The sequence below is a fragment of the Agromyces sp. GQ35 genome, from assembly GCF_059758475.1.
In genome coordinates, this window is record NZ_JCAXEO010000001.1 from 282,553 (window position 1) to 296,093 (window position 13,541).

General features: G+C 70.0%; 13 protein-coding genes. 7 read left to right on the top strand and 6 right to left on the bottom strand.

What is annotated here, in order from left to right:
- Positions 1–13: 13 nt before the first annotated feature.
- The gene (gene rpoB / locus AC6CH0_RS01375) at positions 14–3,505 is read right to left on the bottom strand and encodes a DNA-directed RNA polymerase subunit beta (protein WP_498097839.1); all 3,492 of its coding nucleotides are present in this window, start codon (positions 3,503–3,505) and stop codon (positions 14–16) included.
- Positions 3,506–3,822: 317 nt separating this feature from the next.
- Here rpoB and AC6CH0_RS01380 point away from each other — a divergent pair, with 317 nt between their 5' ends.
- From AC6CH0_RS01380 to AC6CH0_RS01395, 4 genes are read left to right on the top strand one after another with little or no spacing between them, the layout of a single operon-like run.
- Entirely contained in the window at positions 3,823–4,557 is a 735-nt protein-coding gene (locus AC6CH0_RS01380) for a spermidine synthase (protein ID WP_498097841.1), read from the top strand.
- Positions 4,558–4,596: 39 nt separating this feature from the next.
- Positions 4,597–5,031 carry a hypothetical protein gene (locus AC6CH0_RS01385; RefSeq protein ID WP_498097843.1) on the top strand — a complete coding sequence of 145 codons (435 nt, stop codon included), beginning with the start codon at positions 4,597–4,599 and terminating at the stop codon, positions 5,029–5,031.
- Positions 5,028–5,477 carry a hypothetical protein gene (locus tag AC6CH0_RS01390; protein WP_498097845.1) on the top strand — a complete coding sequence of 150 codons (450 nt, stop codon included), beginning with the start codon at positions 5,028–5,030 and terminating at the stop codon, positions 5,475–5,477. The genes AC6CH0_RS01385 and AC6CH0_RS01390 overlap by 4 nt, the downstream gene beginning before the upstream one ends.
- A 36-nt stretch (positions 5,478–5,513) precedes the next feature.
- The gene (locus AC6CH0_RS01395; protein ID WP_498097847.1) at positions 5,514–6,368 is read left to right on the top strand and encodes a spermidine synthase; all 855 of its coding nucleotides are present in this window, start codon (positions 5,514–5,516) and stop codon (positions 6,366–6,368) included.
- Between the two features lie 25 nt (positions 6,369–6,393).
- On the opposite strand, the gene AC6CH0_RS01400 is transcribed toward AC6CH0_RS01395, so the two are convergent.
- From AC6CH0_RS01400 to AC6CH0_RS01415, 4 genes are all read right to left on the bottom strand, one after another.
- Positions 6,394–8,049: a glycoside hydrolase family 10-like protein gene (locus AC6CH0_RS01400; RefSeq protein ID WP_498097849.1), complete on the bottom strand. Its 1,656-nt coding sequence runs from the start codon at positions 8,047–8,049 to the stop codon at positions 6,394–6,396.
- A 78-nt stretch (positions 8,050–8,127) separates the two neighbouring features.
- The gene (locus tag AC6CH0_RS01405) at positions 8,128–8,988 is read right to left on the bottom strand and encodes a 5-oxoprolinase subunit C family protein (RefSeq protein WP_498097851.1); all 861 of its coding nucleotides are present in this window, start codon (positions 8,986–8,988) and stop codon (positions 8,128–8,130) included.
- Positions 8,985–9,617 (bottom strand): 5-oxoprolinase subunit B family protein, encoded by a 633-nt coding sequence (locus tag AC6CH0_RS01410; protein ID WP_498097853.1) that lies wholly within the window; start codon positions 9,615–9,617, stop codon positions 8,985–8,987. Before AC6CH0_RS01410 ends, AC6CH0_RS01405 begins: the two co-directional genes overlap by 4 nt.
- Complete coding sequence (locus AC6CH0_RS01415; protein WP_498097855.1) at positions 9,614–10,375, bottom strand: LamB/YcsF family protein; 762 nt, start codon at positions 10,373–10,375, stop codon at positions 9,614–9,616. Before AC6CH0_RS01415 ends, AC6CH0_RS01410 begins: the two co-directional genes overlap by 4 nt.
- A gap of 107 nt (positions 10,376–10,482) precedes the next feature.
- Here AC6CH0_RS01415 and AC6CH0_RS01420 point away from each other — a divergent pair, with 107 nt between their 5' ends.
- The 3 genes from AC6CH0_RS01420 (at position 10,483) to AC6CH0_RS01430 (ending at position 12,861) form a co-directional block, all read left to right on the top strand.
- Positions 10,483–11,643 (top strand): PQQ-dependent sugar dehydrogenase, encoded by a 1,161-nt coding sequence (locus AC6CH0_RS01420; RefSeq protein ID WP_498097857.1) that lies wholly within the window; start codon positions 10,483–10,485, stop codon positions 11,641–11,643.
- A gap of 66 nt (positions 11,644–11,709) precedes the next feature.
- Positions 11,710–12,207, top strand: coding sequence for a SprT-like domain-containing protein (locus AC6CH0_RS01425; protein ID WP_498097859.1), 498 nt, complete (start codon positions 11,710–11,712; stop codon positions 12,205–12,207).
- 42 nt (positions 12,208–12,249) lie between these two features.
- On the top strand, positions 12,250–12,861 hold the full coding sequence (locus AC6CH0_RS01430) for a CGNR zinc finger domain-containing protein (protein WP_498097861.1): 612 nt from the start codon (positions 12,250–12,252) through the stop codon (positions 12,859–12,861).
- A gap of 62 nt (positions 12,862–12,923) precedes the next feature.
- On the opposite strand, the gene AC6CH0_RS01435 is transcribed toward AC6CH0_RS01430, so the two are convergent.
- The gene (locus AC6CH0_RS01435) at positions 12,924–13,517 is read right to left on the bottom strand and encodes a 2-phosphosulfolactate phosphatase (RefSeq protein WP_498097863.1); all 594 of its coding nucleotides are present in this window, start codon (positions 13,515–13,517) and stop codon (positions 12,924–12,926) included.
- Positions 13,518–13,541 lie beyond the last annotated feature (24 nt).

A 13,541-nucleotide genomic window follows, 5' to 3' on the forward strand; every position in this document is an offset into this window, starting at 1 on the left:
CTACTGGCCTGGCTTAGATCTCGTCGATGTTCGACGATTCGAAGCGCGCGGAGATATTGATGCCGAGTTCTTCCGCAGCGCGGAAGGCCTCGTCATCGGTGTCGCGGAGGGAAACCGCGGTGCCGTCGGCCGAGAGCACCTCGACGTTCAGGCAGAGCGACTGCATCTCTTTCATGAGCACCTTGAAGGACTCGGGGATGCCGGGCTCCTGGATGTTCTCGCCCTTGACGATCGCCTCGTAGACCTTGACGCGGCCGAGGATGTCGTCGGACTTGATCGTGAGAAGCTCCTGCAGCGCGTATGCGGCGCCGTAGGCCTGGAGCGCCCAGACCTCCATCTCGCCGAATCGCTGTCCACCGAACTGCGCCTTACCACCGAGCGGCTGCTGGGTGATCATCGAGTACGGACCCGTCGAGCGTGCGTGGATCTTGTCGTCGACGAGGTGGTGCAGCTTCAGGATGTACATGTAGCCGACCGAGACCGGGTACGGGAACGGCTCGCCGGAGCGGCCGTCGAGGAGCTGCGTCTTGCCGGACGAGTCGATGAGTCGCTCGCCGTCGCGGTTGGGGAGCGTCGAGTCGAGCAGACCCGCGATCTCCTCCTCGAGCGCGCCGTCGAACACCGGGGTCGCGACCTTGGTGCCCGGCGCGGCCTCGTGGGCGTCCTTCGGGAGCTTCTTGGCCCACGACGGGTTGCCCTCGACCTTCCAGCCCTGCTTGGCGACCCACCCGAGGTGGGTCTCGAGCACCTGGCCGAAGTTCATGCGGCCGGGGATGCCGAGTGGGTTCAGGATGACGTCGACGGGAGTTCCATCGGCGAGGAACGGCATGTCTTCGACCGGAAGGATCTTCGAGATGACGCCCTTGTTGCCGTGGCGACCGGCGAGCTTGTCGCCCTCGGTGATCTTGCGCTTCTGGGCGATGTAGACGACCACGCGCTGGTTGACGCCCGAGCCGAGCTCGTCGTCGCCGTCTTGCGAGTCGAACACCTTGACGGCGATGATCGTGCCGCGCTCACCGTGGGGCACCTTCAGCGAGGTGTCGCGAACTTCGCGGCTCTTCTCGTTGAAGATGGCACGGAGCAGGCGCTCTTCGGCCGACAGCTCGGTCTCGCCCTTCGGCGTGACCTTGCCGACGAGGATGTCGCCGGGGCGAACCTCTGCGCCGATGCGGATGATGCCGCGCTCGTCGAGGTCGGCGAGCAGGTCGGGGCTGACGTTCGGGAGATCACGGGTGATCTCCTCCTTGCCGAGCTTCGTGTCGCGCGCGTCGACCTCGTACTCCTCGATGTGGATCGACGAGAGCACGTCGTCTTTCACGAGGTTCTGGCTGAGGATGATCGCATCCTCGAAGTTGTGACCCTCCCACGGCATGAACGCGACGAGCAGGTTCTTGCCGAGCGCGAGCTCGCCGTTGTCGGTCGCCGGGCCGTCGGCGACGACCTCGCCGACCTCGACGCGGTCGCCCGCGTTCACGAGCACACGGTTGTTGAAGCTCGTGCCCTGGTTGGACCGGTCGAACTTGCGCAGGAAGTAGGTCTGCGTGCCGCCCTCGTCGAGCTGCACGGTGACCGAGTCGGCCGAGACCTCTGCGACGACGCCCGCCTTGTCGGCGGTGATCACGTCACCGGCGTCGATCGCGGCGTAGCCCTCCATGCCGGTTCCGACGAACGGCGAGTCGCTGCGCAGCAGCGGCACCGCCTGACGCTGCATGTTGGCACCCATGAGGGCGCGGTTCGCATCGTCGTGCTCGAGGAACGGGATGAGCGAGGTACCCACCGACACCATCTGGCGCGGCGAGACGTCCATGTAGCCGATCGCGTCGGCCGGGAACAGGTCGACCTCGCCGCCCTTCTTGCGGGCGAGCACGCGCTCTTCGGCGAAGTGGGCGTCTTTCGTCAGCGGGGCGTTGGCCTGCGCGACGATGTACTCCTCTTCTTCCATGGCGGTGAGGTAGTCGATCTGATCGGTGACCTTGCCACCCTCGACCTTGCGGTACGGGGTTTCGATGAAACCGAAGGAGTTGATGCGCGCGAACGATGCGAGCGAACCGATCAGGCCGATGTTCGGGCCTTCCGGGGTCTCGATCGGGCACATGCGGCCGTAGTGCGAGGGGTGCACGTCTCGCACCTCGACGCCGGCGCGGTCTCGCGAGAGACCGCCGGGGCCGAGGGCAGAGAGGCGACGCTTATGGGTCAGGCCCGCGAGCGGGTTGTTCTGGTCCATGAACTGCGACAGCTGCGAGGTGCCGAAGAACTCCTTGATCGCGGCGACGACGGGTCGCACGTTGATCAGGGTCTGCGGGGTGATCGCCTCGATGTCCTGCGTCGTCATGCGCTCACGCACGACACGCTCCATGCGGCTGAGGCCGGTACGCACCTGGTTCTGGATGAGCTCGCCGACCGCGCGGATGCGACGGTTGCCGAAGTTGTCGATGTCGTCGACGTCGAGGCGCAGCTCGACGGCCTTGCCGGCGCGGCGGCCGGGCAGGGTCGTACGCTCGTCGTGCAGGGCGACCAGGTACTTGATCGTGGCGACGATGTCTTGCACCGTCAGCACCGAGTCGGTGAGGGGAGCCTCGAGGCCGAGCTTGTTGTTGATCTTGTACCGGCCGACCTTCGCGAGGTCGTAGCGCTTCGAGTTGAAGTAGAAGTTGTCGAGGAGCGCACGCGCGGCCTCGGCGGCAACCTGCTCGCCCGGACGGAGCTTGCGGTAGATGTCCTTGAGCGCCTCTTCCTTCGTGAGGATGTTGTCCTTCTCGAGGGTGAGGGCGATCGACTCGTAGCCGGCGAACTCCTCGAGGATCTCTTCCGAGGTCAGGCCGAGGGCCTTCAGGAACACCGTGACCGACTGCTTGCGCTTGCGGTCGATGCGAACGCCGACCTGGTCGCGCTTGTCGATCTCGAACTCGAGCCAGGCACCGCGGCTCGGGATGACACGAGCCGAGTAGATGTCCTTGTCGGAGGTCTTCTCAGGGGTGCGCTCGAAGTAGACGCCCGGCGAGCGAACGAGCTGCGACACGACGACACGCTCGGTGCCGTTGATGACGAAGGTGCCCTTCGGGGTCATCAGCGGGAAGTCGCCCATGAAGACGGTCTGCGTCTTGATCTCACCCGTGAGGTGGTTCATGAACTCCGCGTTCACGTACAGCGGTGCGGAGTAGGTCTTGGACTTCTCCTTGCACTCGTCGATCGTGTACTTCGGAGGCTCGAGCTCAGGGTTGGTGAACGAGAGCTGCATCGTCTCACCGAGGTCTTCGATGGGAGAGATCTCCTCGAAGATCTCCTCGAGACCGGTGGTCTCGGGCAGGTCTTGACGACCCGCCGCCTTGCCATCGGCGAGGCGTGACTTCCACGCCTCGTTCCCGACGAGCCAGTCGAAGCTCTCAGTCTGAAGAGCGAGCAGGTCGGGTACCGTGAGGGTATCGGTGACCTTGGCGAACGAGAGACGGCTTGCACCGCGTCCGTTCTTGGGGGTGGGCGTGGTTGCGTTGCGCGCAGCAGCCAAGTGAGTAACCTCCATGGCCCCGTCGGGCCGGTTCACTGTCGGTAGCGGAGAGTGGTACCCCACAGACGCATGCGAATGCCGAAATCGACGAGATCTCGACACGCACGAAAAGCCGACCGCAATATGAAGGCGTGGTGGGTCTGGGAGCGCAAAGGTTAACTATATGTCGCAAGACGCGCCGTGTCCAGTCGATTCTTGATTTGTCCGCGATTCTCCGGTATAACCCGATTTCAGGTGCCGCTTCCGGCCGAGATCGCCCGCTCGCGGTGCCGAACTGGCACTCCACCGGCCCGCGACATCCGTGACACCATGCCGTCATGGAGCCGCGCATCGAGTTCGAGACCGACGTCTTCTCGTCGACCGGACTGACCCTGCTCGTCGACGGCACGGCGCAGTCGCACGTCGACCCCATCGACCCGACCCGGCTCTTCTTCGAGTACACGCGTCGCATCGGCCACGTCATCGACGCGGCGGGTGCAGCGGGCTCACCGCTTCGCGTGCTGCATCTCGGGGGCGGTGCGCTCACGCTCGCCCGCTACGTCGCGGTCACCCGCCCAGGATCGGAGCAGCAGGTCGTCGAGCTCGACGGCGAACTGCTCGACGCGGTGCTCGCCCGACTGCCCATGCCCGCCGGCGCGGTCGTCGAGTTCCTCGTCGGCGACGCTGCATCCCTCTTCGGTGAGCTGACGGGCCCGTTCGACGTGGTGATCGTCGACCTGTACAGCCGGCTCGAGTCGCCGGCATTCGTTGCGACGGCCGAGTTCATGAGCGGATGCCTCGCGCTGACGACGCCCGATGGCGTGCTCGTCGCCAACGTGGCGGATGCCGCTGGACTCGACCGGCTGCGCGAGCAGGTGCGCGCGATCGCCCGAGCCGATCCCGCGACGACCCTGCTCGTCGCGGGCGACCCCTCGGTGCTCTCGGGCGCCGAGGAGGGCAACACCGTGCTCGTCGCAACTCGGGGCGGCCTGCCCGACGGTCTGCGCGAGCGGCTGCTCGCGCTCGGCCCGCATCCCGCGGGAATACTCGACTCCGCTACGCTGATCGGCTGATTCCCTTCCAACCGAAGTGCAGTGAGGTGAGGTGAGCAGATGTACCACTACGTCGACGCTGAGGTTCCCGGCGGGCTGAGTCAGGGCAGCACCTACGATCCGGCCGTGCGGGCAGCGGATTCCGGGCCGCTGCACCTCGTCTTCGACGGCTGGATGGGCGACGACCTCGTCACGACGTCTCCATTCTGGTTCGTGACCGAGCGGCTCGCCGAGGCGCTGCGCGCCGCCGCGATCACCGGGTTCGAGCTCGAGCCGGCCACGGCATCCACGGGAGAGCAGTTCGAGCTCACGACCGAGCGGACGCTGCCGTCCACCTGGCTCAGGCTCATCCCGGTCGGCTCCGTCGACGAGGCCGACGACGTGGTGCTCGAGGACACGACCGAGCTGCTCGTGAGCGATGCCGCCCTCGAGGTGCTGCGCGCGTTCGACCTCGAGGAGGCCGACATCTCCCCGGCCGGTGACGACCGACGATGACCCTCAGCGGTGAGATCGACGCACTCCTCGACGCTCTCGGCGAGAAGCCCGGCACTCCGGCGGTCGAGACGGCTGAGCGCTTGTTCGGGGACCTCACCGAACGACGGCTCAACCCAAAGGGCGGTGTGCTGAAGAAGGACTGGCTGACGCACGAGTATCGCGACACCGGCACCGCCTTCTTCTTCGGCGACGGGGAGCTCTGCAAGATCGTCGTCCGCATTCGGCCCGAGACCGGCTGGGGACGGTACCCGCGAGCGCACGAACTCATCGACGGGATGGATCTCTCGACCTCTCGCGAGATGCTCCCGACGCTGCTCGGCGAGCCGATGAAGGTGCGTCGTGGCGGTGACATGTGGCACGTGCGGGGCCGATACCTGAGTATCGGCTATTCCCCAGCGGGCTCGATCGGGCGCATCGCCGTGATGCTCACGACGAACGGGCAGTAGCCCGGCGCCCAGGCAGCGCGCGGTAGCGTGGCATCCGTGTCAGAGCTCGAACGCCGCCTCGCCGTCAGCGGCCACCTCGCCCGACTCGAGGAGTCGCGCCAGTCGCCGGGCTCCTGGACGCTGTACGTCGACGGCACGCCGCAGTCGCACGTCGAGATCGACCGACCCGACTGGCTCGGCTTCGAGTACGTGCGGCGCATCGGCCACGCGATCGACCTCGTGCGCCCCGAGGGGCAGGCGATCACGGCGGTGCACCTCGGCGGCGGCGCGTTCACCCTTCCCCGCTACGTGGCCGAGACCCGCCAGGGTTCGCGCCAGCAGGTGATCGAACTCGAGTCCGAGCTCGTCGAGCTGGTTCGCGAGCACCTGCCGCTCCCCCGCACCGCCCAGGTGCGCGTGCGCCACGGCGACGCGCGCGAGGTGCTCGCGAAGCTGCCGCCGGGGCTCGACGGCGCGGTCGACATCGCCGTGGTCGACATCTTCTCCGGCGCGCGCACGCCCGCACACGTGACGAGCACGGAGTTCTACGGTCTCGTGTCGCCGCGGCTCTCGCCCGGCGGCATCGTCGCCGTCAACGTCGCCGACGGCGCGGGACTCGCGTTCGCCCGCTCGCAGGCCGCGACCCTCGCGCACGTCTTCGAGCACGTCGCGATCGCCGCCGACACCTCGATGCTCAAGGGTCGACGATTCGGCAACGTCATCATGTACGCCTCGCACGACGAGCTGCCGTTCGCGGGACTCCCGCGCCGCCTCGCGAGCGACCCCGCCCCTGCGAAGCTCGTCGACGGCGAGGAACTGCGCCGCTTCATCGCGGGCGCGCCGGTCGTGACGGACGCCACGGCAGTGCCGTCGCCGCCGCCGGCGCGCTCGGTGTTCCTCGCGAAGCCGTGACGGGCCGAGGCCAGCACTCGCTGAATCAGGCGGGCGACTTCGCCCGGCTCGGGGCCGACTCATTCCAGATCCGGTCGAGCGCGGTCACCGCGTAGCTGTACGTCACGCCTGCGGCCGCGTCGCCATCGACGAACCGCTGCACGACGCCGCCCGAGGTGCGAACCGTCGCGACGAGGTTCGCGGCATCCTCGATATCGATCACCGGCGAAGCACCCTCGACCCGGTAGATCGCGAACGAGGTCGCCCGCCGGTTCGGCGGCGTTGCGTCGGACCACTGCAGTGCCACGCCGTCGGCCTGCCTGACGGGGTCGGCGAGCACGGGCGTGCGCATCGCGGTCGCGGGCAACCAGGGCATCGCCGGCACGATCGCGGGACGCGAGTAGTGATCGGCGAGCACGCGGGACATCGAGCCCTGCGGGTCGGCGGGCACGTGCTTCGCCGAGAAGTAGACGTTGCCGTGCACCGGTGCGCGAGTGGCGTCGATGTCGCGATCGAACGTCAGGTGATTCGAGAGCTCGGCCGGGTCGGTGAAGACGCCGGAGGTCACCTTGTAGAGCGCCTCGCCGATATAGAGGTGCGTTCCGGACGTCGCGGCGACATCGGCCCACCACGGCACGAGCTTCGCGTAGTCGGCAACCGCGAGGCCGAACTGCCAGTAGATCTGCGGGTTGATGTAGTCGAGCCAGCCCTCGAGCACCCACTTGCGGGTGTCGGCGAACTGCAGGTCGTACGACTGGGATCCGCCCGTCTCGGAGCCGAGCGGGTCGGTCGCGCGGTTCCGCCAGATGCCGAACGGGCTGATGCCGAACTTCACCCACGGCTTCAGGGCCTTGATGCGCTCGGACACGGAGTGCACGAAGGTGTCGACGTTGTGGCGCCGCCAGTCGGCGATGTCGTCGAAGCCCGCGCCGTGGGCCGCGAAGGTCGCGGCATCCGGAATCGTCTGCCCTGCGACCGGATAGGGATAGAAGTAGTCGTCGAAGTGCACGCCGTCGAGGTCGTAGTGCTCGACCGAGTGCAGGATCGCCTGCTGGATGTGCTCCTGCGCCTCGGGCAGCCCGGGGTCGAAGTACAGCTTGCCGCCGTACGCCCAGACCCACTCGGGGTGCACGCGCGCGGGGTGCTCGGGCACGAGCTTCGAGAGGTCTGCGCCCATCGAGACGCGGTAGGGGTTGTACCAGGCGTGCAGCTCGAGGTTGCGGAGATGCGCCTCGTCGACGATGAAGGCGAGCGGGTCGTAGCCCGGGTCCTGCCCCTGCACGCCCGTGAGGTACTGCGACCACGGTTCGAGCGGGCTCGGCCAGAACGCGTCGGCGGTCGGCCGCACCTGCACGAAGACGGCGTTGAGATTGAACTGCTCGGCGACGTCGAGCCAGTGCAGGAACTCGGCCTGCTGGTCGGTGGCGCTGAGTCCCGTGCGCGATGGCCAGTCGATGTTCACGACCGAGGAGATCCACATCGCGCGGAGTTCACGCTTGCGTGGCATGAGGGCGGCGGATGACTCGGCGGAAGCTCCGGTCGCGGCGAACGCGGGGCTCGGGCTCATCGTGCCGATGGTCACGGTGAACGCGGATGCCGCGGCGCCCGCGACGGCGAGCGTGAGGAATCCGCGGCGATCGAGCGCCGAGCGAGGCGTTCGGTCATCGGGCGAGTGGTCGTGCTGCATGCGGTCGAGGGGCATCGTCGATCCTCCGTGGTCATCCGTTTCGGAAGATACTTCCACACTCGACGCGCATTGTGAAGAGAAATTTCCACGCTTTCACGCGTGCCTGAACCGCACCGCCTGGCCAGGTCGCAGCTGCGCCACGGCGTCGAGGGACGCCGGTGCGATGATCGCGATCACGGGATAGCCGCCCGTGACCGGTCGATCGGCGAGGAGCATCGTCGGCCGGCCGTCCCCCGCGATCTGCATCGACCCCGGCACGGTCGCCTCGCTCGCGAGTTCGCCGGACACGCGCCGTTCGAGCGCCGGTCCCTCGAGGCGGGCGCCGATGCGGTCGGCCTGGCCGGAGAGACGCCAGGCGGCGTCGAAGAGCGTCGCTCGCGCGGCATCCGAGAACCAGTCGGCTCGCGGCCCCGGGAGGAGGGCGAGGGTCACCGCGTCGGCGGGCGGCGGGAAGGCGGCCTCGCGATCGAGCAGGGGCACGGATGCCGCGGGCGGGGCGCCGATCGGGAGCACTCTCCCGGCCGACACGGCTTCGGGACCGATCGCTGCGAGGGTGTCGCGCGACCGGGAGCCGAGCGTCACGGCCTCGTCAATACCGCCGCGCACCGCGAGCAGGTACCGCGCACCTCGCGCGGCGATGCCGATCTCGAGGGTCGCGCCCGCCGGCGCCCGTGCTGCGGTGTACGGCGCGACAGCGCGCCCGTCGACCGCCACCGGGCCCCAGGCGCCCGTCACCGCGAACCAGGTCTCGTCGTCGAACCGGGCTCGGAAACCGCCCATCAGGATCTCGAGTCCGGCCGCACCATCGCGGTTGCCGACGAGCCGGTTGGCGAGCGCCAGCGCGCCGCGATCGAGCGCCCCCGAAGCCGTGACGCCGATGTGCGCGAGTCCCGGTCGACCGAGATCCTCGACGAGCACGAGCGGCGCGGTCTCGATCACGGTGAGGCGGTTCATGCGTTCCCGACCTCGCGGAATCGCACCCGTCTCCCGGGTACCAGCAGCGCCGGCGACGGTGCCGACGGGTTCCAGAGTTCCGCGCCGGTGCGACCGATGAGGCGCCACCCGCCGGGGCTCTGCCTCGGATACACCCCCGCGAAGGCTCCGGCGAGCGCGACGGCACCACGCGGCACCCGGGCACGCGGCGCGTCGAGCCGCGGCACCTCGAACGGCCAATCGTCGCCGACCAGGTAACCGAAGCCCGGTGCGAACCCGATGAACGCGACCCGCCACCGCGCCGCCTGGTGCTGCGCCACGAGCGCTTCCGGCGAGACGCCGAGCAGGGCAGCCGTCTCGTGCAGGTCATCGCCGTCGTACGCGACGTCGATCACGACCTCGTCTGCGGCACGACCGGCACGCCGGCCGCCGGTCTCGGCCGGGATGCGGCGGATCCAGGTCGCGACCGACTCCAGCGGGAGCCGCTCGGGATCGACGACGACGAGGAGGGTGCGCGCCGCGGGAACGAGTTCGACGATCCCGGCCGGCAGATCTCGCGCGAGCGCGTCGTGGAGTGCCAGCACCTCGTCGAGCGAGTCGCACTCGACGAGCACCGCGGCGTCCCCGCTCGGCAGCAGGCGGCGGCTCACGCGAACGCCTCGACCGAGATGCCCGACCGCTCGAGCGCGGAACGCACGGCTCGCGCGATCGCGACGGCACCGGGCGTATCGCCGTGCAGGCACAGCGAGTCGGCCAGGAGCTCGACCCGGGTGCCGTCGTCGGCGGTGATGCCACCGGTCTCGGCGATCTCGAGCGCACGGTCGGATGCCGCGGCCGGATCGTCGACCACGGCGCCCGGCTCCCCGCGCGGCACGAGGCTCCCGTCGGCGACGTAGCCCCGGTCGACGAACGCCTCGCGGGCGTAGCGGAGGCCCGCGGCATCCGCTGCCCGTTCGATCGCGCTGCTCGGCGGGCCCAGCAGCGACAGGGCGGGGTCGTACGCGGCCACCGCCTCGACGAAGGCGTGCGCTGCCGATTCGTCGCCGGCGAGCCGGTGGTACAGCGCACCGTGCGCCTTCACGTACCGCACCCGGGTCCCGGCCGCACGAGCGACGCCGTCGAGCGCCCCGAGCTGGGCGAGCAGCTCGGCGGCGACCTCGGCCGGGCTCGTGTCGAGGGCGCGCCGACCGAAACCTGCGAGGTCTCGGTACCCGGGGTGCGCGCCGAGCGCGACCCCGTGGCTCGACGCCAGGCGTGCGCTCGCGAGCATCGTCATGGGATCGCCCGCGTGGAAGCCGCACGCGACGTTCGCGCTCGAGACGAGGGCGAACATGGCTGCGTCGTCACCGAGACGCCACGCGCCGAACGACTCGCCGAGGTCGCTGTTCAGGTCGATCGCATCGCGCATGTCTCCCATTCTCGCGCGGACTCGCGCAGACTGGAGTGGGAGGACGGATGACTCGGAGTCACGGGAACGCCGGCGGCGGCACGAGACGCCGGCCGGTCCGCTCGGTCATGCGGCGCGGGCCATCCCCTGCACTGCTCGCGCTCGCCCTGCCGCTGGCGCTGCTCGCCGCGTGCACCCCGGCCCCGCCCTTGCCGACTCCCACCCCACTGCCGAGTTCGGATGCCCCGTCGGTCTCGCCCGAAGGCCCGCCGGCGGTGCCCCCTCCCGTGCTGCAGCCCGCCGGAACGCCGGAGCCGATCGCGTCGGGTCTCGACGCGCCGTGGTCGATCCTGCCGCTCCCCAACGGCGGTGTGCTCATCAGCGAACGCGACAGCGGCGACATCGTCGAGGTGCTCGCCGACGGCTCGTTGCGAGTCGCCGCAACCGTGCCGGGCGTGGCCGAAGGGGGTGAGGGCGGGCTCCTCGGGCTCGCGTTCCTCGCCGGAGACGGTGAACGGGGCGACCTCGTCTACGCGTACCACACCGCTGCATCCGACAACCGGGTCGTGCGGATGCCCCTCAGCGGCACGCCGGGCGCGCTCGCACTCGGCGCCCCCGAGCCCGTGCTCACCGGAATCCCGCGCGGCGGCGCCAACCACAACGGCGGCCGCATCGCGTTCGGCCCCGACGGCCTGCTCTACGTGACGAGCGGTGATGCCGGCAACCGCGATGCCGCGCAGGATCCGGCCTCGCTGTCGGGCAAGATCCTGCGCGTGACGGCCGAGGGCGCCGCCGCCCCTGGCAACCCGTTCGGCAACGCCGTGTGGACGCTCGGACACCGCAACCCGCAGGGCATCGCGTGGGATGCGCGCGGCGACATGTGGGCTGCGGAGTTCGGCCAGAACGCACTCGACGAGCTCAATCGCATCTCTCGTGGCGGCAACTACGGCTGGCCGATCGTCGAGGGAGCCGCGGGCGACCCGCGCTTCATCGATCCCGTCTCACAGTGGTCGACGGCGGAGGCGAGCCCGAGCGGACTCGCGGTCGTCGGCGACACCCTCTTCCTCGCGGCGCTGCGCGGCGAGCGGGTCTGGAGCGTTGCGCCAGCGACCGCCGGCGGTGCGCTCACCGCCGCGCCGTGGTTCGCCGGCGAGCTCGGGCGCATCCGCGACGTCGCCGCCGCCCCCGATGGCTCGCTCTGGTTGCTCTCGAACAACACCGACGGGCGCGGATCGCCCGGTGACGGCGATGACCGCCTGTACCGGGTGCCGCTCGCGCCGGCGGGGTGACCGAGGGCGGAATCCCGCCGGGCGACCTCCTCGCCGGTGACGGCGGTCGGGACTATTCTCTGTTCCATGGCGGATCTCGAGCGCGTACGGCGATGGGCCGAGGCCCTCATCGTGCTGCATCTCGACGCCGCCACGTGGAGCTTCGGGTTCGACAACGCGAAGAAGCGCGCGGGCCTCTGCAACTACACCGACAAGCGCATCTCGGTCTCGCGCTACCTCGCCGCCCGCTACGACGACGACGAGATCCACCAGGTGCTGCTGCACGAGATCGCCCACGCGCTCGCCGGGCCGCGCGCCGGCCACGGCCCCAAGTGGGCATCGGTCGCCTCGGGCCTCGGCTACGTCGGCCGGCGCACCCACGACGGCGAGGTGGCGCACGAACTCGCACCGTGGCTGGGGCACTGCCCGGCGGGCCACGAGCACTTCCGCTACCGCGAGCCGCGGCGCCAGCTGAGCTGCGGCCTCTGCCAACGAGGCTTCGACCGCGCGAACCTCATCGTGTGGCGCCGGCGTGAGATCACCGCGGCCGTGCGACGCAAGGCCGCGAGCGCCGCAGCAGGCTGATCGCGGCGCGTCGGGCCCGACGTGAGCCAGTATCTTGGGTGCATGCCCGTCTCCACCGTTTCGATCGCCGTCGGGCAATGGTTCACCACCGGCGAGGGAATCCGCTGGTGGTTCGATTCGGGCTCGTTCGCGCTCGATTTCGCCTACACCGGCGCGATCGGCGGACTCCGCGCCGAGGACCTGCTCCACGCGCCCGACGACCTCACGCAGTGGCTGCACGAACGTTTCCCGGTGGCGGTCGGCGCCGCACGCTCGCGCGACCTGTTCGATGCGGTCGCCCTTCGCGATGCGATCAGCCGAATGGCGCTCGCCGCGAGCCGAGACGAACCGTTGCGCGCTGCCGACATCGATCTCGTGAACCTCTACGCGGCGACCCCCGACATCCCGCCCGCGCTCGCGGGCGGCACGATGCAGGCCGGCCGCTCGGTGCAGACGGTGCCGCAGACGCTGTCGACGATCGCCCGCGATGCCGTCGACCTCTTCGCCCCCGCCAACGCCGAGCGCATCCGCTGCTGCTCGGGCGCCGACTGCGACGTCGTCTACCTCGACACCTCGCGTGCCGCGAGCCGCCGCTGGTGTTCGATGCAACGCTGCGGCAACCGCGCGAAGGTGCGCGCGCACCGCGCCCGCAAGGCCGTGCGCGTCGCCGCCTGACCCAGCCGCCCGCGCCGGCGCGGGCTCCCTGCGTCTGCCGAGCAGCGCTTCAGCCGCCCTCGTCAGGCGAGCGGTGCCGGGTTCTTCGCACCACCGGGCCGCAGCACCCGCGCGGTGTCACTCGAGTCGAGCGCGGCGGCCGCGTGCAGCTCCTCGGCGCTCACCCCGGCGGCGGACGCAGCGCGGCCCGACGCCGACGCCGACGTGAGATGCCGCACGGCTCGGCGCAGGCCGCCGAACGCCGCTGCCGCCACCGCGGCCTCGGGTGAGGTGTCGTCGATGCCGAGCGCGGCGAGTGCGTCGATGACGGCGCCGGCGCCGAGCAGGTCGTCAGCGGTGTACGCACCGTCGGCGTCGCCGGCGGCGACCACGGCGATGAACGCGCGCCGGCCGAGTCGTTCCTGTTCGGCGAGGATCCAGCGCGCGGTCGCACTCGCGTCGATGAGGCCGGCGTCGAGTACTGCGGCTGCGGGGGCGAGTGCGGCGTCGTCGAAGCGCGCCTCGGGCGTCGGCGTCGACCCCGCGGCATCCGGCAGCACGTCGACTCGCACGAGCACGTCGATGCCCGCGGTGATGCGTGCGGCCCCTCGAGGCCCCCAGTCGAACCGCACCTGGTACTTCGCTTGGGCGTCGGGGTTCGCGATCCGCTCATTCACCCGCACAGGCTATCCCGCGAGACG

Excerpts from the sequence above, each read along its gene's own strand:
- AC6CH0_RS01400 (WP_498097849.1), bottom strand. The coding sequence starts at position 8,049 with ATGCCCCTCGACCGCATGCAGCACGACCACTCGCCCGATGACCGAACG.
- AC6CH0_RS01405 (WP_498097851.1), bottom strand. The coding sequence starts at position 8,988 with ATGAACCGCCTCACCGTGATCGAGACCGCGCCGCTCGTGCTCGTCGAG.
- AC6CH0_RS01415 (WP_498097855.1), bottom strand. The coding sequence starts at position 10,375 with ATGCGCGATGCGATCGACCTGAACAGCGACCTCGGCGAGTCGTTCGGC.
- AC6CH0_RS01385 (WP_498097843.1), top strand. The coding sequence starts at position 4,597 with ATGTACCACTACGTCGACGCTGAGGTTCCCGGCGGGCTGAGTCAGGGC.
- AC6CH0_RS01425 (WP_498097859.1), top strand. The coding sequence starts at position 11,710 with ATGGCGGATCTCGAGCGCGTACGGCGATGGGCCGAGGCCCTCATCGTG.
- AC6CH0_RS01420 (WP_498097857.1), top strand. The coding sequence starts at position 10,483 with ATGCGGCGCGGGCCATCCCCTGCACTGCTCGCGCTCGCCCTGCCGCTG.
- AC6CH0_RS01430 (WP_498097861.1), top strand. The coding sequence starts at position 12,250 with ATGCCCGTCTCCACCGTTTCGATCGCCGTCGGGCAATGGTTCACCACC.
- AC6CH0_RS01390 (WP_498097845.1), top strand. The coding sequence starts at position 5,028 with ATGACCCTCAGCGGTGAGATCGACGCACTCCTCGACGCTCTCGGCGAG.
- AC6CH0_RS01380 (WP_498097841.1), top strand. The coding sequence starts at position 3,823 with ATGGAGCCGCGCATCGAGTTCGAGACCGACGTCTTCTCGTCGACCGGA.